24 protein-coding genes are annotated in these 23,934 nt (G+C 66.0%); 17 read left to right on the top strand and 7 right to left on the bottom strand.

From position 1 onward, the window contains the following. Positions 1–13 precede the first annotated feature (13 nt). Positions 14–2,125 (top strand): AsmA family protein, encoded by a 2,112-nt coding sequence (locus tag HGR_RS07930; RefSeq protein WP_006297661.1) that lies wholly within the window; start codon positions 14–16, stop codon positions 2,123–2,125. A gap of 59 nt (positions 2,126–2,184) precedes the next feature. Here the strand turns inward: HGR_RS07930 and HGR_RS07935 are convergent, their stop codons facing one another. Then, entirely contained in the window at positions 2,185–2,637 is a 453-nt protein-coding gene (locus tag HGR_RS07935) for a DUF2721 domain-containing protein (RefSeq protein WP_006297662.1), read from the bottom strand. 70 nt (positions 2,638–2,707) lie between these two features. Continuing rightward, the gene (locus HGR_RS07940) at positions 2,708–3,049 is read right to left on the bottom strand and encodes a hypothetical protein (RefSeq protein WP_006297663.1); all 342 of its coding nucleotides are present in this window, start codon (positions 3,047–3,049) and stop codon (positions 2,708–2,710) included. Between the two features lie 73 nt (positions 3,050–3,122). On the opposite strand from HGR_RS07940, the gene HGR_RS07945 reads away from it, so the two are divergent. Continuing rightward, complete coding sequence (locus tag HGR_RS07945) at positions 3,123–3,428, top strand: DUF4389 domain-containing protein (protein ID WP_006297664.1); 306 nt, start codon at positions 3,123–3,125, stop codon at positions 3,426–3,428. Between the two features lie 44 nt (positions 3,429–3,472). On the opposite strand, the gene HGR_RS07950 is transcribed toward HGR_RS07945, so the two are convergent. Continuing rightward, positions 3,473–4,768: an MFS transporter gene (locus HGR_RS07950; protein WP_006297665.1), complete on the bottom strand. Its 1,296-nt coding sequence runs from the start codon at positions 4,766–4,768 to the stop codon at positions 3,473–3,475. Positions 4,769–4,866: 98 nt separating this feature from the next. On the opposite strand from HGR_RS07950, the gene HGR_RS07955 reads away from it, so the two are divergent. The 11 genes from HGR_RS07955 to HGR_RS08005 all read left to right on the top strand — a co-directional run bounded on the left by HGR_RS07955 (position 4,867) and on the right by HGR_RS08005 (position 15,256). Further along, positions 4,867–5,517 (top strand): TetR/AcrR family transcriptional regulator, encoded by a 651-nt coding sequence (locus HGR_RS07955; protein ID WP_006297666.1) that lies wholly within the window; start codon positions 4,867–4,869, stop codon positions 5,515–5,517. 286 nt (positions 5,518–5,803) lie between these two features. After that, entirely contained in the window at positions 5,804–6,778 is a 975-nt protein-coding gene (locus HGR_RS07960) for a tripartite tricarboxylate transporter substrate binding protein (RefSeq protein ID WP_006297667.1), read from the top strand. 44 nt (positions 6,779–6,822) lie between these two features. Next, entirely contained in the window at positions 6,823–7,998 is a 1,176-nt protein-coding gene (locus HGR_RS07965) for a Gfo/Idh/MocA family protein (protein WP_006297668.1), read from the top strand. Positions 7,999–8,008: 10 nt separating this feature from the next. After that, complete coding sequence (locus HGR_RS07970) at positions 8,009–9,217, top strand: dihydrodipicolinate synthase family protein (RefSeq protein ID WP_006297669.1); 1,209 nt, start codon at positions 8,009–8,011, stop codon at positions 9,215–9,217. 4 nt (positions 9,218–9,221) lie between these two features. After that, on the top strand, positions 9,222–10,238 hold the full coding sequence (locus tag HGR_RS07975) for an amidohydrolase family protein (protein WP_006297670.1): 1,017 nt from the start codon (positions 9,222–9,224) through the stop codon (positions 10,236–10,238). 26 nt (positions 10,239–10,264) lie between these two features. After that, positions 10,265–11,230 (top strand): Bug family tripartite tricarboxylate transporter substrate binding protein, encoded by a 966-nt coding sequence (locus HGR_RS07980; RefSeq protein ID WP_006297671.1) that lies wholly within the window; start codon positions 10,265–10,267, stop codon positions 11,228–11,230. A gap of 68 nt (positions 11,231–11,298) precedes the next feature. Further along, the gene (locus tag HGR_RS07985) at positions 11,299–12,267 is read left to right on the top strand and encodes a Bug family tripartite tricarboxylate transporter substrate binding protein (protein WP_406564767.1); all 969 of its coding nucleotides are present in this window, start codon (positions 11,299–11,301) and stop codon (positions 12,265–12,267) included. Positions 12,268–12,278: 11 nt separating this feature from the next. Then, on the top strand, positions 12,279–12,980 hold the full coding sequence (locus HGR_RS07990; protein WP_006297673.1) for an SDR family NAD(P)-dependent oxidoreductase: 702 nt from the start codon (positions 12,279–12,281) through the stop codon (positions 12,978–12,980). Between the two features lie 5 nt (positions 12,981–12,985). Then, positions 12,986–13,867 (top strand): NAD(P)-dependent oxidoreductase, encoded by an 882-nt coding sequence (locus tag HGR_RS07995; protein ID WP_006297675.1) that lies wholly within the window; start codon positions 12,986–12,988, stop codon positions 13,865–13,867. A gap of 101 nt (positions 13,868–13,968) precedes the next feature. After that, the gene (locus HGR_RS08000) at positions 13,969–14,892 is read left to right on the top strand and encodes a sugar phosphate isomerase/epimerase family protein (RefSeq protein ID WP_006297677.1); all 924 of its coding nucleotides are present in this window, start codon (positions 13,969–13,971) and stop codon (positions 14,890–14,892) included. A 136-nt stretch (positions 14,893–15,028) separates the two neighbouring features. Continuing rightward, positions 15,029–15,256: a hypothetical protein gene (locus tag HGR_RS08005; protein ID WP_006297679.1), complete on the top strand. Its 228-nt coding sequence runs from the start codon at positions 15,029–15,031 to the stop codon at positions 15,254–15,256. Positions 15,257–15,258: 2 nt separating this feature from the next. On the opposite strand, the gene HGR_RS08010 is transcribed toward HGR_RS08005, so the two are convergent. Then, positions 15,259–16,233, bottom strand: coding sequence for a Bug family tripartite tricarboxylate transporter substrate binding protein (locus HGR_RS08010; RefSeq protein ID WP_006297683.1), 975 nt, complete (start codon positions 16,231–16,233; stop codon positions 15,259–15,261). An 88-nt stretch (positions 16,234–16,321) separates the two neighbouring features. Then, a complete protein-coding gene (locus tag HGR_RS08015) occupies positions 16,322–17,356 on the bottom strand; it encodes an amidohydrolase family protein (protein WP_006297685.1) in 1,035 nt (344 codons plus the stop codon). A gap of 85 nt (positions 17,357–17,441) precedes the next feature. On the opposite strand from HGR_RS08015, the gene HGR_RS08020 reads away from it, so the two are divergent. Next, complete coding sequence (locus HGR_RS08020; RefSeq protein WP_006297686.1) at positions 17,442–18,401, top strand: LysR family transcriptional regulator; 960 nt, start codon at positions 17,442–17,444, stop codon at positions 18,399–18,401. Here the strand turns inward: HGR_RS08020 and HGR_RS08025 are convergent, their stop codons facing one another. After that, positions 18,402–20,513 carry an NADPH-dependent 2,4-dienoyl-CoA reductase gene (locus HGR_RS08025; RefSeq protein ID WP_006297687.1) on the bottom strand — a complete coding sequence of 704 codons (2,112 nt, stop codon included), beginning with the start codon at positions 20,511–20,513 and terminating at the stop codon, positions 18,402–18,404. A 137-nt stretch (positions 20,514–20,650) separates the two neighbouring features. Here HGR_RS08025 and HGR_RS17550 point away from each other — a divergent pair, with 137 nt between their 5' ends. After that, complete coding sequence (locus HGR_RS17550; RefSeq protein ID WP_006297688.1) at positions 20,651–20,821, top strand: hypothetical protein; 171 nt, start codon at positions 20,651–20,653, stop codon at positions 20,819–20,821. Positions 20,822–20,965: 144 nt separating this feature from the next. On the opposite strand, the gene HGR_RS08030 is transcribed toward HGR_RS17550, so the two are convergent. Next, positions 20,966–21,958, bottom strand: a complete 993-nt coding sequence (locus HGR_RS08030; protein ID WP_039852944.1) for an isopenicillin N synthase family dioxygenase — start codon at positions 21,956–21,958, stop codon at positions 20,966–20,968. 259 nt (positions 21,959–22,217) lie between these two features. Here HGR_RS08030 and HGR_RS08035 point away from each other — a divergent pair, with 259 nt between their 5' ends. Then, a complete protein-coding gene (locus HGR_RS08035; protein ID WP_006297691.1) occupies positions 22,218–23,252 on the top strand; it encodes an ABC transporter substrate-binding protein in 1,035 nt (344 codons plus the stop codon). Then, on the top strand, positions 23,249–23,761 hold the full coding sequence (locus tag HGR_RS08040; RefSeq protein ID WP_006297692.1) for a nucleoside deaminase: 513 nt from the start codon (positions 23,249–23,251) through the stop codon (positions 23,759–23,761). The genes HGR_RS08035 and HGR_RS08040 overlap by 4 nt, the downstream gene beginning before the upstream one ends. Positions 23,762–23,934 lie beyond the last annotated feature (173 nt).

Genomic DNA, 23,934 nt, shown 5'->3' on the forward strand with positions numbered 1-23,934 from the left:
CGACAATCCAGTGATGACCGAGAACGCCAACAAACCCCTCCCGCCGGCCGCCTCTTCAAGCCGAGGCGGGTCGCGCGTGCTGCGCAAGCTGCTCGGCGCCCTGTTGATGCTGGGCTTGGCCCTGGTGCTGGTGCTGATGGCGGGCCTGGCCTGGATCGCCGCGCGCTTCGACCCGCAAACTCAGGCGCGTCAACTGGCCGAGCAGATCCGCGGCCAAACCGGTTACCAGCTCACGGCCGCCGTCCCCAAGCTCACTGTCGCACCTCGCCTCGGACTGGCCTGGGGGCCTCTGTCGCTGCAGTCCGCGGGGGAGGAACTGAGCGCTGGAGCGCCCGCGCGTTCCGTGGCCACCGCCCAGGGCATGCACCTGTCACTGGACCTGCTCGACCTGCTGCGAGGGGAGGTGCAGGTGCGACGGGCGCGCATCGACGGGCTGCACTTGTGGCCGGCACCGGATCGGCATTACGTCGTTCCGACGCTGGAACTCAAGCTCGCCCAACTCGCGGCGACTGGGCTGGCATCCGCGGTGGGCCCCAACGGACTCGCCACGCCCTCTTCGCCCTCTGCACCTTCTTCGCCTTCTTCGCCCGTCACGGCGTCCCTGACCCGCGCTGCCACGCTGCCGACGCAAGCGGTTCAAGCCACCGGCACCGCGGTCGCCGACCCGCGCCTGGCTCCGCCGCTCACGCACGCCCTGGAGTTGCACGCCACCGTGCTGGATGCCGCAGGTCAGTCCCGGCCGCTGAAGCTACAAGGACAAGTCGGGCTAGAAACGCCCGAGGCCTCGGCCCATGGCGCCGCGTCCCGTCAGCCGCGCGCCTTCCACGTGCTGCTGCAAGGCGCGTTGGATCAGACCACGTTCGCCCTTGAAGCCAGCCGCACCGATGCGTCAGCGGTGCTGCGCTTTGACCTGAACCTGGGCACCTTGGACCTGGACCACTACCAAGCACACCCCCTCGCGCAACCGCTGCCGCTGACCGTGGCGAGTCCTGCGGACAAGTCCACGCCCACGGCGAGCCACCCGCCTGACACCTCGATGCCGCACACCACGGGCATGCCTGCGGCAGACCGTGTCGTCGCTCCTAACACCAACCTAGGCGCACCCGCCCGGGCCTCTGGCACCGCCCCCCTGCTGCGCTGGGTGCATGACCTGGGACTGGACGAGCTGGATTTGCAAGGCACGCTGCGGGTGGCCTCACTGCGGTTCATGAATCTGCAAATCAACCATTTGCGCCTGCAGGCGCAGGCACAAGACCTCCCCTTGCAGGAGAGCCAAGGCCGCAAGCGCCGACGCATCGAGCTGAATCCGCTGACCGCCTCGCTGTACGACGGTGGCGTGCATGGCTCACTGCGCATTCACCTCGACGACGAGGCCGCCGAGACACCTCGAGCCTTGCCCGCAACCACGTTCATCGCCACGAAGCTGGACCTGCGGGACGTGCGCATCGGGCCGCTGCTGCGCGACGGCTTGGGCATCCACTGGCTGGAAGGCCGGGGCAACATCGCGCTCGATCTGCGCAGCGGCGGCACCTCACCCGGGGCTTACACGCGCCACCTCAATGGCAGCGTGGGCCTGCAACTGCAAAACGGGTCCATCGGATTGAACATCGCGGATGTGCTGCGCGCCGGTCTGGGGCAACTGGGGGCGATGAGCAGCGCGCGTCGCGCGGCCACCTCAACGCTGCCGGCCGCGCCGCGCAACGAAGCAGCAAGTTCCGAAGCAGCAAGCTCGCCCTGGCGCACCCCGTTTGAACGGCTGCGTGTGAGCTTTCAGATCGAAGACGGCATCGCGCGCAGCCAGGACTTGAACCTCCAGGCGCCGCCCTTGCGCGCCGGGGGCGCGGGCACGGCCTGGCTGGCCGAGCAGCGGCTGGACTACACCTTGCGCGTCACCCTCGCACCGGCCGCCCTGCAATCCGATCAAGACACGACCCTGCAGTCGCTGGACAGCCTGCGGGGCTTGACGGTGCCGGTGACATTGCAAGGCCCGTATGACGGCCTGCAGTGGCGCATCGCCTACGCGGACATCGCGCCGACGCGGCAAATGCGACTACAGCTGCGTGGCTGGGCCCAGGACACCCTGGACACGCTGCGCGGACTGTTGCCCCCGGCCAAGAAGGACTGATGAGCACCGGCAGGCCGGGCACAGCGACCGGCCAGGCTGACGTGTGACGTGCGCGCGGTTCAGTCGTCGCCAAGCTGGCGGAACTTCAGCACCCGGGCCGCCAGCAAGGTCTCGGCGAAAAAGCAGCCCAGCGCCGCCATGAAGCACAGCACCCCGGCCAGGAAGCCATAGATCGCGTAGTGGTCGATCTTGAACTCCGTGGTCTCGCCCAGGAAGAGCAGCACGATGGTCAGACCGATCACGAAGGCGCACAGCGTGAGCAAGCCGATGGTGGTGTTGGCCAGCAGGCCACGCCGCCGCAGCGCGGCCAGTTCCATGATCCAGTGCTGGGCCAAGGCCGGTTCGGCGTTGATGCGCAACTTCTCATCGAGCGTGCGGCCGCGGTCGATGATGCGCGCCAGCCGTCCGGCCACCGCGCCAATCATGCCGGCCACGGCGGTGAGCAGGAACACCGGCGCCACGGCGAGCTGGATGCCATGGGTGACGGTGGAAGTGTCGGTGAAGAGAGCCATGGCCGGATTATCCGATGTGCTCGGGGCGTGATCCAGTGGGATACCCCCCAGTTGCCCGCACAAGCCTTCTTCATCCATCCACGGGCCAGAGGTCGTAGCTGCCATCCCCCATGCCACGCAGAGGCCCAAAGACGGCGTCCAAGGCCGCCCGCTCGGCGGTCAGCCAGGCCTGGGCGATCTCGAGCTCAGAGTCGGTGAGCGCCGCCAAGTCCGGCGGATCGCCATAGGCCTGCGCGATGCGCTGGTAGGCCTGGTACACCGGCAACACCAGGGCGGCATCACCCAAACTGTCGCGCAAAACCAGCGCGAAGCGGCGCTGCGCGCCCTCGCGGGCCATGTCCAGACCCGGTGCGTCGCTGTCACCATGGGTGTTGTACAGACGCACGGCGTACGGCAGTTCGATGTCCTTCATGGCGTGAGCTTAAGGCACAAACTCGACGCGGCTTAGGTACAGTGCGCAAGCCCAACCGATAGGAGCATGGACCGTGAGCGACTCCCCCATCCCGCCTGACCAGAACCATGCCGCCGCCGTTCCTGGCAAGAAACGCCGCTTGATCCCGCGCGTCATCTACATGGTGCTGATGGGGCTGGCCCTGCATCTGGCCCTCACGCTGCTTTTCGCCGTCGCCCTGGTGCAGCTGCTGCTGAGCATCGCCAGCAATGAAACCAACGCGCGCCTGCGCCGCTTTGGCCGGGGACTGGGCCGGTACCTGCGACAGATCGCGGACTACCTGAGCTTCGCCCGTGAGGACGTGCCCTTTCCCTTCCAAGAATGGACTGACGCCGACTGACATGACGTGGCGACGGCGCGGCCCGTCGAGGGACATGAGCGTCGCTAGGGCTTGAGCAGCGGGCGGAACATCCACAGGCCGATCAGGGGTCCGATGCCCAGCCAGGGCAGCAACCAATCCAGCGCCAGATGCGGCAAGGCCATCGTGAAGAGCTCGATGCTGAGCACCGAAATCACGAAGCCGATGCAATTGACGAGGGTCAAGACGCTGCCCACCGCCGCCTGGGGTGCATTGCGCGCGGTCAAGGCCGAAAACTGCGGGGAGTCGCCCGATACGGTCACGCCCCACACCAGCAGCCAGGCCAGGAACAAGGCGTCGGGCGCGTGCAGCATCAGAGGCGCAACGAGGCAGCACAGCGCGCTGAGCGCCAACTGCATCTGGGCAACACGAGCACTGCCGTGCCGCCGCGCCAGCCATCCCCCTCCCGCGCAGCCGATGAAGCCCGCGCCGATGATGGCGAAGGACCAAGCACTCTGCGTCGCGCCCGCGAAACGCAGACCCACCACGATTGGCACCAGCACGAAGCAGGTGTAGATCTCCCACATGTGGCCGAAGTAGCCAAAGACCGAGGCTCGCAACTTGCGGTCGCGCCAGATGAAGGCCAGCGCGCCCAACTTCAATCCTGACGAAGCACCGCCGCTGGCGCCCGCGCCTTGCCTGGCGCGTTGCACCCAGGGGCTGTCGGGCACCTGCCAAGCCGTGAGCAGGCCACCCAAGGCCGCGAGAAGCGACACCCCCAGAACCACCGCCTGCCAGGGTGCCAGGCCCCAGGCCGCGATCACACTCGCCCACCCCGCGTCGGCCCCGTGGGCGGCGCTCGGCACCACGGTCGCCAATGCACGCAGTCCATGCGGCAAGGCGGTGCCCAAGATCAACGCGCCAATCAGCACGCCCATGGCGGGCCCCAGACCCTCGCGGTACCAGCTGGCGGCGATTTTCATGCCCACGGGATAGACGCCCGCGAGCAGGAAGCCCACGGCGAAGCGCAGAACCAGCAAGCGCGTGAGATCGCCGTCCACCCCCAGCGTGGCGGCGTTCACCAAGGCCCCCAGCACGGCGCAGACCATGAACACCCGCGACGGCGAAAAGCGGTCGGCCACCATCAGCAAGGCAAACACCAGGGTGCCCGCGACGAAGCCCAACTGCACGGCCGACGTCAGACGCCCTATGGCGGCGGCGGGCCAGTCCCAGGCCTGCTGCAAATCGGGCATGACCGCGTTGACGGCGAACCACAGCGTGGTGGCGGCGAACTGCGACAGCACGATCACCGGCAAGATGCGACGGGGTACGGCGGTCGACGCGCGCTGTTGTGTTGAATCTTGGAGTACCTGCTGCGTCATCGGTCGAGCTTACCCGTCGTGCCATTTGTGTAAAGTCGGCGCGACCCCAAGCTTGCCCTCTACCAGCCCAACAATTAACCATTTGGTGATTTAAAGTCATGCCACGCCCGCCAAAAACTGCTCCCGAGGAACGTCTGCGCGACGCGGACCGCTCTCAGAGCACCATCCTGATGGCGGCGCGCGATGAATTCGCCGAATACGGCCTGGGGGGCGCGCGCATGGACCGCATCGCCGAGCGGGCAGGCCTGAACAAACGGCTCATTTATTACTACTTCGAGGACAAGGAGAAGCTGTTCCAGGCCGTGCTCGAGCAGGCCTACGGCAACATCCGCGAAGAAGAGCGCAAGCTGCACTTGCAAGACCTCACGCCGGCCGAGGCCGTGCGCACACTGATCGAGTTCACCTGGAACTACTACCTGGCGCATCCGGAATTCCTCACGCTGCTCAACAGCGCAAACCTGCACAAGGCGCGGCACCTGCAAGACTCCCGGCAAGCGCGTGCACTCAACTCGCCCTTGTTGGACTTGCTCGCCGAGATCCTGGAGCGAGGACGGCGCGACGGCAGTTTCCGGGGCGGCGTGGACCCGATGCAGCTCTACATCTCCATCGCTGGCATCGCCTATTTCTACCTCTCCAACAACCACACCCTCTCGGCCATCTTCGGCCGCGACCTGATGTCGGCCAAGGCCCGCAACGAGCGCCTGTCGCACATGACCGACCTGATTTTGGGCGGCTTGCTGCGCGGCTGACCCCGAAACGGCTTTCGGCTCCGCAGAGCCGACTTCATGCCGTTTGACCCGTGCCGAAACCTCCGAACCCGGTTTTTCGAAGCTTTTCGACGTTTTCCGAGACTTTCCGCGCTTTTGCAGCCCTTATCCCGGTTGCGCACCTGTCGCTAGCTCCGGGGCCAGCTCAGGGTGGTCCGCCCCTTCCCGCACCCTCCCGACTCCGGCGAATCCCTGATTCGCTGCGGACGGGACTCTTCCTATAATTCACTGGTCAGTTAATTATTTCAATCACCCAGGAGACAACACCATGCGCTACACCCGCAGATTCATCGCCGCGGCCATGCTGGCGGCGCTCGCGCCGCTGGCTGCTCAGGCCCAGGACGCTTACCCGAACAAGCCGATCCGCGTGATCGTGCCTTTCGCGGCCGGCAGCACCACGGACATCATCGCGCGCGCCATCACGGACAAGATGGCCCAGAGCATGGGCCAGCAGTTCGTGATCGACAACCGTGGCGGCGCCAGCGGCACCATCGGCCAGGCCATGGTGGCCCAGTCAGCGCCGGACGGCTACACCCTGATGATCCATTCGTCCTCGCACACGGTGACGCCGCACACTTTCGCCAAGCTGCCCTTTGATCCGCTGAAGGACTTCGTCCCCATCACCCCGATTTCGGCCACGCCGAACGTGCTGGTGATCGCACCGTCCAAGAACATCAAGTCGGTGCAGGAACTGCTGAGCTATGCCCGCGCCAACCCGGGGCAACTCAACTTCGCGTCCGCCGGCCAAGGCAGCGCCACGCACCTGAATGCAGAGAAGTTCAAGCTCGCCGCCAAGATCCAGGCGACCAACATCCCCTTCAAGGGTTCGGCCGAGGCCGTGAACGAGGTGATCGCGGGCCGGGTGGATTACTACTTCTCCCCCATCGCACCCGTGATCGGGCAGATCCGCGGGGGCCAGTTGCTGGCGCTCGCGGTCGGCTCGGCTCAACGCGCCAGCGCCCTGCCCGACGTGCCCACCACGGCCGAGGCTGGCGTGCCGGGCTCGGAATTCAACTTCTGGATCGGCCTGTTCGCGCCCGGCAAGACGCCTCGGTCCATCGTGGATCGCCTGAACGCCGAAGTCGTGAAGGCCCTGGCGACGCCTGAAGTCAAGGAACGTTTCCTGACCCTGGGCGCCGACGCCTGGACGCTGAACCCACGCGAATTCGACACCTACATCCGCAACGAAATCAAGAACAACGCCGCGCTGGTCAAGGCCGCCGGCTTGGAAGTCCACCCCTGAGCGGCATTGCCGTTGACCCCACTACCTCGTAGGAGAACTCATCCATGCCCACCCAACGTCTGGGAATCATCATGCACGGCGTCACTGGACGCATGGGCATGAACCAGCACCTGATCCGCTCCATCTGCGCCATCCGAGCGCAGGGGGGCGTCACGCTCTCGAATGGCGACAAGGTCATGCCCGACCCGATCTTGATCGGACGCAACGCCGAAAAGATCGAGGCACTGGCCAAGGCGCACGGCATCGGGCGCTGGGGCACGGACCTGGACCAGGCGCTGGCCAGCCAGGAGGACACGGTGTTCTTCGACGCGGGCACGACGCAGATGCGCCCGACACTCTTGGCCCGGGCGCTGCGCGCCGGCAAGCATGTCTATTGCGAAAAACCCATCGCCACGACGCTGGCCGAGGCGATGGACATCGCCAAGACCGCGCAGGAGGCCACGAAGAAGAGCGGGCTCAAGCACGGCGCGGTGCAAGACAAGCTCTTCCTGCCCGGCCTGCGCAAGCTGGACATGCTGCGCCGCGCCGATTTCTTCGGCCGCATGCTGTCGCTGCGCCTGGAGTTCGGCTACTGGGTGTTTGAAGGCGACTTGCAGCCCATCCAACGCCCGAGCTGGAACTACCGCGCCGAGGACGGCGGCGGCATGATCCTGGACATGATGTGCCACTGGCGCTACGTGCTGGACAACCTGTTCGGCCAAGTCAAGTCCATCAGCTGCCTGGGCGCCACCCACATCCCGCAGCGCTGGGACGAAGCCGGCAAGCCCTACACCTGCACGGCCGACGACGCAGCCTATGCCATCGCCGAGCTGATCGGCCACAAGGGCGAGCCCGTCGTCGCCCAGCTCAATATGTCCTGGGCCACGCGCGTCAACCGTGACGACCTGGTGACCTTCCACGTCGACGGCACGCACGGCTCGGCCGTGGCCACGCTGACCGACTGCAAGGCCCAGAGCCGCGTCAACACGCCGCGCCCCGTCTGGAACCCGGACGTGAAGCAGACCATGAACTTCACCGAGCAGTGGCAGGACGTGCCCGACACCCAGGTCTACGACAACGGCTTCAAGATCCAGTGGGAGCACTTCATCCGCCACGTGGTGGAAGACGCGCCTTACAGTTGGACACTGCCCGAAGGCGCCAAGGGCGTGCAGTTGGTGGAAGCCGCGCTGCAGAGCTGGAAGGAACGCCGCTTCGTCGACGTGCCGAGCTTGAAGTTCTGAGGACCGCGTCATGGCTCTGACCCTCAAGTTGCCGACCGCAACCGGCGCGCTCGACACCTACACAGTGCGCGGCACGGCACCGGCCAAGCCGGCCGCGGGCGTGAAGTTCAACCGCATCGCCTACTCCGCCGCACACGTCGTGGCCGACCCGCGCGCGGCCATCGACCCCTGGCTGCAATGCGCGGTGGACTGGGAGGCCACCATCGCCTACCGCCGTCGCCTATGGTCGCTGGGCCTGGGTGTGGCCGAAGCCATGGACACGGCCCAACGCGGCATGGGCCTGGACTGGCCCACCTCGCTGGAACTGATCCGTAGCTCGCTCGACGCGGCGCGTGATTTCGGCCCCAAGGCCCTGGTGGCCTCGGGCTGCGGCACCGACCACCTGGTGCTGGACGAGGTCCGGAGCGTGGACGACGTGATCCGTGGCTACGAGCAGCAGATGGAAGCCATCGAGAAGCTCGGCGGCAAGCTCATCGTCATGGCCAGCCGTGCGCTGGCCCGCGTCGCGAAAAGCCCCGCCGACTACGAGCGCGTCTACGACCGCATCCTGCGCCAAGCCCGACAGCCTGTCGTGCTGCACTGGCTGGGCGAGATGTTCGACCCGGCGCTGTCGGGTTACTGGGGCACGAAGGATTTGGACGCCGCCATGGACACGGCGCTGGGCATCATCGCCGCGCATCCGGACAAGGTGGACGGCATCAAGATATCCCTGCTCGACAAGGACAAGGAAATCGCCATGCGCCGTCGCCTGCCCACCACGGGTGGCCTGGACGGCCAAGGCGTGCGCATGTACACGGGCGACGACTTCAACTACGCCGAGCTGATCGCCGGTGACGGTTTCGGCGCCGCGCGCGTGCACGGCCAGAGCGACGCCTTGCTGGGCATCTTCGACGCCATCGCACCCGCCGCCAGCGCGGCGCTGGGCGAGCTGGCCCAAGGCAACACGGAGAAGTTCCACGCCATCCTCGGCCCCACGGTGCCGCTGTCGCGCCACATCTTCGCGGCGCCCACGCGCTTCTACAAGACCGGCGTGGTCTTCATGGCCTGGCTCAACGGCCATCAGTCGCACTTCACGATGGTAGGCGGCCAGCAGAGCACGCGTTCGCTCGCGCACTTCGCCGAGCTGTTCCGCTTGGCCGATGCCGCGAACCTGCTCGAACAGCCCGAGCTGGCCACGCGCCGCATGACGGCCCTGCTCGCCCTGCACGGTGTGGAGTGACGTGATGCGCAAGATCGACAGCTACGCCCACATCCTGCCGCGCAGGTACTTCGAGCGCATGGCGGAGCTGGCCAAGGATAAGGGCGCCATCAAGCGCTGGCTGACCATCCCGGTCCTCTACGACCTGGACGCACGGCTCAAGATGATGGAGTCCTTCCCCGACTATCAGCAAATCCTGACACTCTCCAATCCGCCGATCGAGATGATCGCGGGGCCCGACGTGTCGCCCGCGCTGGCTCGCCTGGCCAACGAAGAGATGGCTGCCATACGCGACCAGCACCCCGACAAGTTCCCGGCTTTCGTGGCGTCGCTTCCCATGAACAATCCCGCGGCCTGCCTGGAAGAGATGGACTACGCCATCAGCACCCTCGGCGCCCGAGGCATCCAGGTCTTCACCAACGTCAACGGCCGCCCGCTTGATGAGCCCGATTTCTGGCCGATCTTCGATGCAGCGGTCAAGACCTATGACGTCCCAGTATGGATGCACCCGGCCCGGGGCGCAAATATGACGGACTACGCGTCGGAGAAGAAATCGAAGTTCGAGATCTGGTGGACCTTCGGCTGGCCTTATGAGACCAGCGCGGCCATGACCCGCATGGTGTTCTCGGGTTTCTTCGACAAGCTGCCCAATCTGCGTGTCATCACCCACCACATGGGCGCCATGATCCCCTTCTTCGACGGGCGTGTCGGCCCCGGCCTGGACCAGTTCGGCAGCCGCACCTCGGACGAGGACTACGAAGGCTTGCTCAAGAGCATGCCCAAGCGACCCATCGACTACTTCCGCATGTTCTATGCCGACACGGCCCTGGCCGGTGGACGCTCGGGCCTGCGTTGTGGGCTGGATTTCTTCGGTGCCAAACAGGTGCTGTTCGCGTCGGACTGCCCCTTCGACCCCGAGGGAGGACCCATGTTCATCCGAACGATTCCGGAAGCCATCGACTCACTCAATCTTCCTGAGGAAGATCGCGAAGGCATCTATTTCCGCAATGCCTTGAGGCTTTTGAAGATGCCCTGCTGCTGATCAGAACAAACACCCGAGGAGACAACATGGACCAGTGGATTCGATTACTGACGGTCACCCTGCTTGCGCTGTCGAGCATCGCGGCGCATGCGCAAAGTTATCCGGACCGGCCTGTCCGTATCGTCGTGCCTTACGTGCCGGGAGGAACCGTGGACCTCGTGGCACGGGTGCTGGCGCAGCGACTGAGCGAACAGATGGGGCAACCCTTTGTGGTTGAAAATCGTGCGGGCGCCAGCGGTTCGATCGGCAGCGATGCTGTGGCCAAGGCTACCGCCGATGGCTACACCCTGCTGGTGCAGTCGCCCACTCTGATCGCCCACCCCTTGATGGTCAAGAAAGTGCCTTATGACGTGATCAAGGACTTCACCCCGATCTCGCTTCTGGGCTCCGTCCCCATGGTCGTGGCAGCGTACCCTGGTGTTCCGGCCGACAACCTGAAGCAGTTCCTGGACCTGGCACGCACGAAACCGAAAGAAATCAGCTTCGGCACCTCTGCTATCGGATCTCCTATGCACGTGGCCCAGGAAGCCATCAAGCACGGCGCCAAGCTGGACATCCCCATCATCGCCTACCGTGGCACTGGTGCAGCTCTCAACGATGTGCTCGGCGGACAGGTCAGCGCCATCATCGACGCCATTCCTTCCTCGGCAGCCCACATCAACAGCGGAAAACTCAAGGCACTCGCTGTCACGACCAAGACGCGCATCCCCAGCCTGCCGAACGTGCCTACCGTCGCAGAGTCCGGTTTCCCCGGCTTCGAGCTGGTGTCCTGGTACGGGCTCTGGGGCCCGGGCAAGCTGCCTGAGGCCATCACGAAACGCCTGGCCGAAGAGACGGCAAGGGCCATGCGATCACCCCTGGTCGCGGAACGACTCGGGGCGCAGGCCTTTATCCCCTCGGGCGCCGGCCCGACCGAATTCTCCAACTACATCACGAAAGAGATCGCTGTCTATGCACGCATTGTTCGTGACGCCAACATCCAGATCGATTAAGAGACAGCAATCCAGGTTTCACGTCAACGAAACATGCTCACAGGCGCAAGCCCACTAAACATGGAGACATCATGAACCACAGCTTCCTGAAAATTGCCATCGCCTTAATGCTGGCTTTCTGTGGCGCCGCCACCTACGCCCAGTCCGCCTACCCCAACCGCCCGGTCAAGGTCATCATCCCCTTTCCACCCGGGGGCACGCTGGACGCGGTGGGCCGCCAGCTGGCTCAGAAACTCTCGGACCAGCTGGGGCAACCCTTCGTGGTCGAGAACCGCCCCGGCGGTAACGGCACCATCGGGGGCGCGGTCGTGGCGCAAGCCCAGGCAGATGGCTACACCCTGCTGTTCAATGCCTCCACCTTCACCACGGCGCCCATGACCATGAAGTCTGTGCCGTATGGCGTGGTGAAGGATTTCACCCCCATCGCCCTGGTCGCCAAGGCCCCCTTGTCGATCGCCATCAACAAGAATCTGCCGATCACCGACGTCAAGTCGCTGCTCGCGCATGCCAAGGCCAACCCCGGCAAGATGACCTTCGCCGTGGGATCCATCGGCTCGGCGGGCCACTTGTCCACCGAATTGCTCAAGCGCGCCGGCGGCATCGACTACACCGTGGTTCCCTACAAGGGCACGGCACCCGCGTTTCAGGATCTGATCGGCGGTCAAATTGATGGCTTCATTGACCCGATCCTGGGCTCGCTCCAGTACCACAAGAATGGTCTGCTGCGCGTGGTCGCCACCACCGGCGACAAGCGCACGCCCAATCTGCCTGACGTGCCCACCGTGTCCGAGACCCTTCCCGGCTACGAGTTCTACAGCTGGTATGGCCTGTGGGGCCCCGCCAAGCTGTCGGCTGACATCACGCAGAAGCTGAACGTCGAAACCAACAAGGCCTTGGAATCAGATTTGCGCGACAAGCTGATGCAACAAGGGCTGGTATTGACGCCTGGCACGCCGGAAGACTTCGCGAAGTTCCAGAACGCCGACATGGTGCGTTCGCAGAAGATCATCACGGATGGCAACATCCGTCTTGAATAAGATCGCGCCGCATGAGCCTCTCGCAGCATCCGCGCGCACTTGTCACGGGCAGCAGCTCGGGCATCGGACAGGCCATCGCGCAAGCCTTGCTTGACCAAGGCTGGCAGGTCGCGGGACTGGACTTGGTCCCCCCCGAGTGGGCGCATGCGGCGTTCTCTCCACATCAAGTTGATCTGCGCGATCCGGCCGCTACGGCCCGCGCCGTGCAGGCTGCCGGGCCAGTGCAGGCACTGGTGCATGCAGCAGGCGTCTTGCGCGTGGGTCGGCTGGGCTCGCTGACGCAAGAGGATTCCATGCTGATGTGGCAGCTCCATGTGGACGCGGCGACCCGCTTGGCCAACTTGGTCATCCCGGCCATGACGCAAGCGGGCCTGGGACGCGTGGTGCTGATCGGCAGCCGCGTCTCGGGCGGCATGCCTGGCCGCAGTCAGTACGCGGCCACCAAGGCAGCGCTGGTCGCCTTGGCCCGCAGTTGGGCCGCGGAAACTGCCGCGCAGGGCGTGACGGTCAACGTCATCGCGCCGGCCGCGACACAGACTGCGATGCTGACCGACCCCGCGCGCGCTGGCGCCACCCCCAAGCTCCCTCCCCTCGGGCGGCTGATCCGACCTGCCGAGATCGCGGCCCTCGCCTGCTTTCTGCTTTCCACCGACGCGGCGGCCATCACGGGCCAAGAGATCCAGATCTGTGGTGGCGCCTCCCTCGCGATGTGAGCGCCATGACACACGCACAGAACACCATCGGCATCGTCGGACTCGGCTTGGTGGGCTCCGCCTTGGCCCAGCGCTTCCTGTCCGCAGGATGGCACGTCACCGGGTTTGACCTGAGCGAGCAAGCCCGGGAGGATCTGAGCGCCCTGGGTGGACAAGCCGCCTCCACCGTGGCAGCCGTGGCCGAGGCCGCGAGCTGCGTGGTGCTGGCCGTCTTCAACACCGACGATGTGCTCAGCGTGGTGGAAGGTGCGCAGGGTCTGCTCAGCGTTCCGGGCGTGCGGCACATCATCGACTGCTCCACCGGCGAGCCGCAGGCACTGGAAGCCCTGGCCTCGCGGTTGCGCGGGCGCGGCGTTGGTTTCATTGAAGCTCCTTTGTCTGGCTCCAGTCAGCAGATTGCCGCGGGCACGGCCACCCTGTTGCTGGGTGGCGAGTCCGAGGCCATCATGCAATGCGCTCCCGTGCTCAGCGCGATGTCGGAACACCAAGTGCATGTGGGCAGCGCCGGCATGGGCGCACGTGCGAAGCTCGCCACCAATCTGGTCTTGGGCCTGAACCGCGCGGTGCTGGCCGAAGGCATGGTGTTCGCCGAGCAGCTGGGCATCACCCCCGAGAAATTCCTGGCGCTGGTACTTGCCAGCCCGGCCACGTCTGGCGCGGCACAGGCCAAGGGCCGGATGATGGTGTCGGGAGACTTCACCCCCCAATCCCGCATCCGGCAGCACCTCAAGGACGTGGACCTCATGCTGGCCCAAGCCGCCGCCCTTGGGCAAAAGCTGCCCCTCTCGGAAACCCACGCTGCGCTCATGCGAGCGGCCATCGCCGCTGGCGACGGAGAACTCGACAACGCCGCCATCGTCCGCGAACTGCGTCGCCAGAAAACCTGAGTCTCCTTCATCGCCCGTTGATCTGCCCGATGGGCCGCCCCGCGTGGGCTCGCCCTTCAAGCGCACCCTGGCCTCCATCACCCCAACACCATCCCATCACCATGCGCGACTTCTCCACGGACCACCACTGGCTCTCGATCAACACCGCCACGCTGCGCCGTCAGAGCGGCCAGGAAGTTGCACTCGACCTCATCATGGACCAATGCGCCGCGCGTGGCGTGCGAGCCATCAGCCCTTGGCGCGATCAAGTGGCCGCGGTGGGCATCGACAAGGTGGCGCGTCAGCTGAAGGCGCTGGACATCGAACTCTCAGGGTACTGCCGGGGTGGCTTTTATCCCGCCGCCGACGCCGCGGGCCTGCGCGCCGCGCTGGACGACAACCGCCGCGCCATCGACGAAGCCAAGACCCTGAACGCGCCTTGCCTGGTGCTGGTGGTCGGTGCCTTGCCGGGCGCCTTGCAAGGCAAGCCCGCCTACAAAGACATCACCCGCGCGCGCGGCGAGGTGCGCGACGGCATCGCGGTCTCGCTGGAGTACGCGCGCTCGGTCGGCATGCCGCTGGCCATTGAGCCTCTGCACCCCATGCAAGCCGCCGAGCGCGCTTGCATCAACACACTGGAACAGGCGCTGGACCTCTGCGACGAACTGGACCCGCTGCCGACCGGCGAGTACGGCCAAGGGCAGCTTGCCGGTGCACCGGCCTCCTTGGGCGTCGCGCTCGATGTCTATCACTGTTGGTGGGACCCGAAGCTGCAGCAACAGATCGTGCGTGCGGGCCAGGGTTCGGCCTCCCGCCTGCTGGCCTACCATGTGTGCGACTGGCTCGCGCCCACGCGCGACCTGCTGAATGACCGGGGCATGATGGGCGATGGCGTGGTCGAGCTGCGCAAGCTGCGCGGCTGGGTCGAAGATGCTGGGTACGCCGGCTACAGCGAGGTCGAGATTTTTTCGACGCTGGACTGGTGGCAGCGCTCCGGCGAGGACACCTTGGCCACCTGCATTGAGCGCCACCGCAGCGTGGTCTGAAGGCGCATCCGGCTCTGCTCCGCGCGGATAGGCGCCGCTGTCGCGCCGAAGGTGGTGGGCCGAGGATGCAACGACAGATCCGAATGAAATCCGCTCAGGGAAGCGCTACAGTGTGGCCTCTTCCTGAACATCCACCATGGCAAAACAGAGCGAATGGCCCGGCAAGATGCTGGCCGTGATCAAGACCGGCAACGTGGCGGCGGCTGTCGCACAGATCAAGGTCGCGCCGACCGTGAAAGACCTGCGCCAGTTGCAGTCCGACATGGACAAAGCCGGGCTGCGAGGCCGCTGGCGTGAACTCGACCTGGCCATCGAGGAAAACATGGCGCTGCTTGCCGCGCCCCGCCTGCACCGTTCTCCCTGAGTTCAATCGATCTTGGCGCCCGAGTCGCGGATGACCTGGGCCCACTTCACCGTTTCACTCTTCATCAAGGCCGCCAGTTCTTCGGGGGTGCTGGGCATGGGCTCCAGACCGGCGGCCGAGAAGCGCTCGCGGACGTCGGCTGAGCGCAGCACGGTATCAAGCTCCGCGTTCAGCCGTTTCACGATGGCGGGTGGCGTGCCCGCGGGCGCGAGGATGGCGAACCAGCCGTTGGACTCATACCCCGGCAATCCGGACTCGGCCAAGGTGGGCAGTTCCGGCGCCAGCGACGACCGTGTCTTGCCCAGCACGCCCAGCACCTTGAGCCGGCCCGACTGCATCTGAGGCTTGATGGTCGTGATGTCGGCGATGGCCAAGGCGGTCTCGCCGCCCATGATGGCGACCACCGCGGGGCCACTGCCCTTGTAAGGCACATGGGTGATGCTGACGCCGGCCATGGCCTTGAGCAGTTCGCCCGACAGGTGCATGGCCGTGCCATTGCCCCCCGAGGCATAGGTCAGCTTGCCGGGCTCCTTCTTCGCCAGATCAATCACGTCCTTGACCGTCTTCACCGGCAGCGTGGCGCTGGCCGCCAGCACAAAGGGGCTGGTGCCGAAGCCGGTGATGGGCGCGAAGTCGCGCTGAGGGTCGTACGCAAGACTCTTGTAGAGCGAAGGATTGGCCGTGAGCCCGCCCGCGGAAGCCAGCACCAAGGTGTAGCCGTCGGGTGCAGCCTTGGCCACCAGACCCAGGCCCAAGCCGCCGCCCGCCCCGGGCTTGTTGTCCACCACCACGGGCTGGCCCAGGCGCTCGGCCAACTTGGGCGCGACGATGCGCGCGGCGGCGTCGCTGCTGCCACCCGGCGGAAAAGTCACCACCAGCTTGATCGGGCTGGCAGGCCAAGCCTGCGCCAGCGCCGCGCCCGAAATGCCGAGCAAGACACTCAGCGCCACATGGCGACGTGCTTGGGAAAATGTCATGCGGGTCTTCTCCTGTCCTTGTCGTGGTGATGGCCAACACACTCGCCGTGCCGCCGTGTCCCCGTGTCACCGTGTGGCCTAGTTCCGTTCAGAGACGGAACAGGCTCACGGCATTCGTTTCGTAAAACATCTTTTTGTGCTCGGGCGCCAGCGGCAGCGCATCCATGGCCGTGACTTCGCCCAGTTCGTACTGGTAGGGATAGTCCATCGCATACATGACGCGGTCCATGCCCATCTGCTGCTGCACGAAGCTGATGGCCGGTTCCCAGGCCATGCCACTGGTCGTGTACCAAAAGTTCTCGCGCAGGTAGTCGCTGGGCTTCTTCTTGAGCGGCTTGACGCCCGGATGACGGTTGGCGCGCACGATGCCAGCGTGCATGAAATCGATGCGGTACAGCCAGAAGGGCAAACCCTCGCCGAGGTGGCCCAGCACGATCTTGAGCTTGGGGAAGCGGTCGAACAAGCCCGAGAGAATCAGGCGCAAGGCATGCAAGCCGGTCTCCGCTTGGAAGCCGTAGATCGCGGCGTCCATGCAGCGCGGCAGAAAGGGCTGGATCATCTGGGGCGACGGCGTGTTGGGGTGGATGTAGAACGGCACGTCCAGCGCCTCGGCCGCCGCGAAGACGTCCCAGTATTGCTCGTCGTCCAGGTACAAGCCCATGGTGTGCGAATTGATCACCGCGCCCTTGAGGCCCAACTTGCGCACCGCCCGCTCCAGCTCCAGCGCCGCCTGGCGCGGCGCGTGCGGCGCCACAGCGGCCAGGCCCGCGAACCGATCCGGGTGCTTGCGGATGGTTTCGGCCAACTGGTCGTTGGTGGACACGGCCAGGGCCGCGGCTTCCTGCGGCGCGAAAACCTGCACGCCCGGCGCGGTCAGCAGCAGCAACTGGACATCCACGCCCGCGGCGTCCATGTCGGCCATGCGGCGCGCCTCCATGTCCTGAATGCGGTCACGCAGGTCCTTGGCACGCGGCGCCTCGCTGGTGCCGAAAAATCCCCACAGACTGAAGAAACCGGGATCGTCCAGGCTGTGGGTCTCGATGATCTGGCGGTATCTCTGCACCAGTTCCGGCGTGGCCCAGGCTTCTTCCGTGGCGATGCGACGCCATGCGCTTTGACTCATCGTCGTCTCCTTTGACGCCGCATTAGACGCATCCATGATTCATCTGTAAAACGAAAAATATTGAACCACTCATGAATTTTTTTCAATGAATCAATCCTTTGCTCCGACCCTGCGCCAGCTGCGCGCCTTCAAGGCGGTCTACCAGTTGCGCAAGCTTGGCGCGGCGGCACAGCAGCTGTCGTTGACGCAATCCGCGGTGAGCGTGCTGATCCGTCAGTTGGAGCAAGGCTTGGGCGCGCGGCTGTTCGACCGCACCACGCGCTCACTGCAAGCCACCCAGGCCGGCCAAGACGCCATTGAGGTGGTCGAACGCATCCTGCGCGACGTGGACATGCTGGGCTCCAGCTTCATGGACCTGCGCGCGCACCAGCGCGGTCGGGTCTGCATCGCGATCACGCCCACGCTGGCCGGCATGCTGCTGCCCGAGGTCATGCAAACCTTCAGCACCCGTTACCCGCATGTGCAGACCTTGGTGGACGACGTGGCGCCGGATCAATTCCTCAGCCGCGTGGTGGGCGAGCATGTGGACTTCGGCATCGGCACGCCGGAACGCGCCGGTGGCGAGATCGAGCAGCAGCCGCTGATGCGGGACACGCTCTGCCTGGTCTGCGCGCACGGCCACCCGCTGGCGGGACTCAAGCAGGTGCGCTGGGCCGACTTGGAAGGCCACGCATTGATCACCGGGCGTCCCGGCTACGGCGTGCGCCACCTGGTCGAGACCAGCGCGGCCCGCGCGGGCGTGCGATTGAACGTGGTGGGGGAAGTGTCGTTCCAGTCCACGGCGCTGTGGCTGGCGCGCAGCGGCCAGGCCGTGGCGCTGGTGCCCACCGCCTACGCCCTGTGCCTGGCGCATCCGGACTTGCTGATCAAGCCGCTGTGCCAACCCAGGGTGTCGCGAGACATCTACCTGGTCAGCAAGCGCGACCGTTCATTCTCGCTGGCCTGCCAAAGCTTCATCCAGGTGTTGCGCGAAGAACTGGCCGCGGGCCGCGCCATGCCCCAAGTCGGCAAAGTGGCGGTGCCCAAGGCCGAGCGCAAGACTTGATCAGAGCCGGGCCGCCAGTCGCGCGGCTTGGTCGATGGCGCGCTTGGCATCGAGTTCACCCGCCTCAAAAGCACCGCCGATCACGTGCAGGTCCACGCCCGGCTTTCGGCCCTGGGCCTGCAGCGCGTCAAAGACCGTTCTCTGGGACACCTGGCCAGCGCACAGCACCACGGTGTCACAGGCGATCCAGCGCGGGGCTTCGCGCTTCTCGCCTTGGCTGACGCACAGTCCCCACGCCTCGGCACCGGCCTCGGAGAACGTGCCCATGCGCTCGTAGTTCACCCCTCCCTCCATGCGCACCCGCTTCATCTTGAGCGCGGCGCGGTGGATCCAACCCGTGGTCTTGCCCAGCTTCTCGCCCAGCTTGCCCGCCTTGCGTTGCAGCAGGGTGACCTCGCGCGGCGAGGCTGGGGGCTGCGGCCCCTCAGGCGCCAAGCCACCCGGGGCCTGCGCGGGGTCGGCCACGCCCCACTCGGCCAACCAGGCTGGCAGGTCCTGCGCCGTGGAATGCCCGGCACTGGTCAGGTATTCGGCCACGTCGAAGCCGATGCCGCCCGCGCCGACGATGGCCACCCGGCGGCCCGCGGGCTTTTTGCCTTGGAGCAGGTCCACATAGCTCATCACGCGGGCATCGTCTTGCCCGGGAATCTTGGGGTCGCGCGGCACCACGCCCGTGGCGACCACCACTTGGTCGTAGTCGCTCAGCGCCTGCGCGCTTGCAGTCGTGTTCAGGTGCAAACGCACGCCCGTGGTCTCGATGTGCCGACGCAGGTAGCGCAGCATCTCGTGGAATTCTTCCTTGCCCGGCACCTGCTTGGCCAGGTTGAGCTGGCCACCGATCTCGCCACTGGCCTCGAACAAGTGCACCTCGTGGCCGCGCTCGGCCGCGATCGTGGCCACCGTCAACCCGGCGGGTCCCGCGCCGACGACCGCGATGCGCTTGCCCGGCGTGCCCAGGTCCTTCAGGGGACGGTAGACCAATTCGGTCTCGTGGCAGGCGCGCGGGTTGACAAGGCAGCTGGTGAGCTTGTTCACGAAGATGTGGTCCAGGCAAGCCTGGTTGCAGGCGATGCAGGTGTTGATCTCGTCCGCCCGGCCCTCGGCCGCCTTGCGCACGAAGGCCGGGTCAGCCAGCAAGGGGCGCGCCATGGACACCATATCCGCGCTGCCTTCGGCCAACAGCTGCTCGGCCACCTCGGGCGTGTTGATTCGGTTGGACGTGACCAAGGGCGTGCGGATGCCCGCCGAGGCGAATTCGGCCTTCATCTTCTTCGTGACCCAGGCGAAGGCCGCGCGCGGCACGCTGGTGGCGATGGTGGGCACGCGCGCCTCGTGCCAGCCGATGCCAGTGTTGATGATGCTGGCGCCGCCCTGGGCCACGGCCTTGCCCAGGGTGACGACCTCGTCCCAGCTGCTGCCACCGGGCACCAGGTCGATCATCGAGAGCCGGTAGATGAGGATGAAATCGGGCCCCACGGCCTCGCGCGTGCGCGACACGATCTCCAGCGGCAGGCGCATGCGCTGGCTGTAGTCGCCACCCCAGGCGTCATCGCGCTGGTTGGTGTGGCGGGCGAGGAACTGGTTGATGAAGTACCCCTCGCTGCCCATGATTTCCACGCCGTCGTAACCCGCCTCGCGGGCCTTGACCGCGCAGTTGACGAAGGCGCGGATCTGCCGCTCGACGCCGCGCGCCGACAAGGCGAAAGGCTTGAAGGGCGAGATCGGCGACTTGATCGCGGAAGGCGCCACGGCCAGCGGATGGTAGGCGTAGCGGCCGGTGTGCAGGATTTGCAGCGCGATCTTGCCGCCCGCCTCGTGCACGGCCTGGGTCACGACCTGGTGCCGACGCGCCGCGCCCGAGGTGGCCAGGGTGCCTGCGAAGGGCTTGGCCCAGCCCGCCACATTGGGCGCGAAACCGCCCGTCACCATCAAGCCGACACCGCCCTGCGCGCGCTCGCGGAAGTAGGCGGCCAGCTTGCTGAGGTCGCGTCCGTCTTCCAGGCCCGTGTGCATGGAGCCCATGAGCACGCGGTTCTTGAGCCGGGTGAATCCGAGGTCCAGGGGGGCCAGCAGATGGGGATACAGGCTGTGGCGGGGGTCAGCAGAGGTCATGGTGGCGAAGATGGTAAGGCCGCGGACCCGCCGCGCGGGGCTGCCCCAGACCCGGACAAACCCGGCAGCGGCGCTGCTAAAATGCGCGTTTCTCGTTCGAGTCACACCTGAGTCATACCACCCCAGAAGGATTTGCCATGGGCAACAAGATCGTCACCGAAGCAGACCGCAAGGCCACTCCCCGCCCCGTTCCCCCGAACGGTTTTTCCCTGCCCACCGGCGGTCGCGGCCAGCGCGTCAGCCTGGAGCGCGGCGTCGCCACGCGCAGCAAGAAGAACCCGGGCAAGCGCCCGAGCAAGGGTGGTTGATTCGCGCTTGCGCTTCCCCACGACAAGGCCCTCATCGAGGGCCTTTCGCATTTCTGGGCCGTTCGCGTTCACTTGGGGTTCAAGCCGGGCCGGCTGAGCGCCGCCCGTCGACCTCAGGGCTCAATACAGGCCTCAGTGAAGGCCTCAATACGCCTTGAAGTTCGCCGCGACCCGCTGCTTCAGATAGTCACCCGCGCTGATGGCCGGGTACTTGCGCGCCGGCCCTTCGATCAGGGCCGAGCGGTTGGCCTGGGCGAAGAAAGCCAGGCTGTAGCGCGGCCCCATGTACTCGCCCGGTTGCGGGTTGCGCACGCGGTGGAAGTTGCTGGGCAGGCGATCATCGCTCCAGCGCATCAGCATGTCGCCGATGTTGCAGGTGATCGCATCACCGTCGGGCGGGATCGGTGTCCAGGCCTGAGCGTCCATCTCCTTGCCAGGGCAGACTTCCAGCCCGCCCTGTCCCTGGCGCTGGTAAAGCAAGGTGAGGCAGTCGAAGTCGGTGTGCGCGCCCGCGCGCCACAAGTCCAACTTGTCCTGCACCTCGGGCGGGATGGCGTAGTAATGCAGCAGGCGCAGTGTGCTCTGGTAGTCCGCGTGCTCGGGATCGTGGGCGCGCGTGAAGAAATCATCGGCAAACCCCAGCTTGTGCGCGAAGCAGGACAACACCTGCATGCCCACCCCCCAGCTCTTGCGCTCAAAGGCCAGCATGGTCGCCTGGAAGCCCGGCAGCTCGGCCTCGGTCGGCCAGAGGTCGGCCATGTGCGGTCGGGTGATCTGGTAGCTCTCCTTCTGGTCCGGCGTGCCAGTGGAAGGCCGCACCTGGGCGCGGCTTTCCCAACCGACATTGAGTGCCTTCTTGTGCGGGTACTGCTGCTTCACCGACTCGGGCAGGGCGAAGAAGCGCTCGGCCATGGCAAAGGCGGCCTGAATCTCTTGCGGGCGGATGCCGTGGTTGACGAGCTGGAAGAAGCCCACGTCGACCGCCGCGTCCCAGAGCTGGTCGGCGATCTCGGCCTTGCGGGCTTCGAAGTTGGAGAGGTCGATGCGGCGGATCTCGCGCGCGGTGTCGAGCGTGCCCATCGCGCCCATGCGCGATTCTTTTTGCAGCTCGGTGAGGTCGTAGGCGGGTGCGGTCATGCAGATCTCCTGAAAGTTGAACTTCAAGAGCAATTTCCGGGCGCTGGCTGGGCCTGCGCTGAACGCTTCTACTCCTGCCTCACCACAAGCAAGGCGCGGGCCAGAACTGACAACCTTGCTGTATACACAATTGGCACATGCCTTGCTTGAAGACCCCCAAGAGTAGAAGCGTTCAGCGCAGGCCCAGCCAGCGCCCGGAAATTGCTCTGGAAACCCGGTCCCAGCGACCGGGCACTCAACCTCTTCCAGGAGCAATGCCATGCTGCGCCGCCATTTCCTCGGTACGTCCACCGCCCTCGCCGCATCCACCCTCGCCGCGCCGGCGGTCTGGGCCCAGTCCTCCCCCAAGCTCACGCCCCTGAAGTTCACGCTGGACTTTCGCGTCACCGGACAGACGGCCCCCTTCTTCCTGGCCCTCGCCCAAGGTTATTACCGTGACGAAGGGCTGGACGTGTCCATCGACGTGGGCGCCGGATCAGTGACCTCCATCACGCGCGTGGCCAGCGGCGTCTACCAATTGGGCCTGGGGGATATCTCCTCGCTGATCGAGTTCCAGGCCCAGAACCCCGGCACGCCCGTGGTGCAGGCCGTCTACCAGTACTACAACCGCGCACCATTCGTGATTATCGGACGCAAGGACCGTGGCATCACCAGCGACTTCCAGAGCCTCAAGGGCAAACGCATCGCCGCCGCGGCCGTCGAGTCCACGCGCCGTGCCTGGCCCATGGTCGCCAACAAGCTCAAGCTGGGCGCCGAGCACTTCCAGTGGGTCACGACCGACTTTAGCGCGCGCGACAACGTGATGGTGCGCGGCGACGTGGACGGCGCCACCTATTTCCACGACTCGGCCGTGTCGCTCTTCGCGCGCATGAGTCCGCAAGAGCTGTCGGTGCTCAAGTACACCGAGGCCGGGGTCAACCTCTATGGCAACGCGGTGCTGGCCAGCCGCAAGCTGATCACCGAACAACCCGCCCTGGTCGCGGGCTTTCTGCGCGCGAGCAACCGCGCCCTGAAGGAGACGCTGGCCAATCCGGCGGCTGCCATCGCCGCCATCAAGCAGCGTGAGCCCATCCTGGAAGAACCGGTGGAGCTTGAACGCTGGCGCCTGACGGCCCAGTACGTCGCGTCGCCCGACGTGGCAAGCCATGGTCTGGGCGACGTGCGCAAGGCGCTGCTGGAAGAGCAAATTGCCCAGGTGGCGCAGGTCTTCGGCCTGCAAAACCGCCCAGGCGCCGACAGCGTGTTCGAGCGAGGCCTCTTGCCGGCCAGCGGCGAGCGCAGCTACAAGGCATGAGCATGAGCACGGAATTGCCCAAGGAAGTCACCCTGAACGAACGCGACAGCAGCTACCTGCGCCAGGCGATCACCTGGTCGGCCAACGGCCGTGCACGCGGCAACCGACCCTTTGGAGCGGTCATCGTGTCAGAGCAGGGCGAGGTCCTGGCCGAGGCCTGGTGCAACACCAGCGAAACCGGGGATTGCACCGGCCATGCCGAGACCAATGCGGTGCGCTTGGTTTCGCCGCTCGTGGACCGAGACACCCTGGCGCGCGCGACGCTCTACTCCTCGGCCGAGCCCTGCGTCATGTGCGCGGGCGCGATCTTCTGGTCCAACATCGGGCGCGTGGTCTACGGCATCGACGCGGTGCGGCTGCGGGTGTTTCGCGGTGAGCGTGCCGAGCAGCGCGACGCGGAGCTGTCTTGCCGGGATGTGTTCGCGTCATCGCCCCACCCCATCGAATGCATCGGACCGGCCTTGATCGAGCAGGCCAGCGCCCCTCATCAGGGCTTCTGGAAACGCTGAACGGGGGGGCGGCGGGCCGGGCGGTTCAGCGCAAAGACAGCAGCGCGGGCTGCGCGCCACCCGCGCGCCCGACAGCGGCATGTCCCGCGCCAGGATGCCCCACGCCAGCGTGCCCGCCAGCGAGTTTGAACACCGCCACGGTCTGCACCAGTTCCTGCGATTGCGAGCGCAGG

Source organism: Hylemonella gracilis ATCC 19624 (genome assembly GCF_000211835.1).
In the GTDB taxonomy this organism is placed as follows: domain Bacteria; phylum Pseudomonadota; class Gammaproteobacteria; order Burkholderiales; family Burkholderiaceae_C; genus Hylemonella; species Hylemonella gracilis.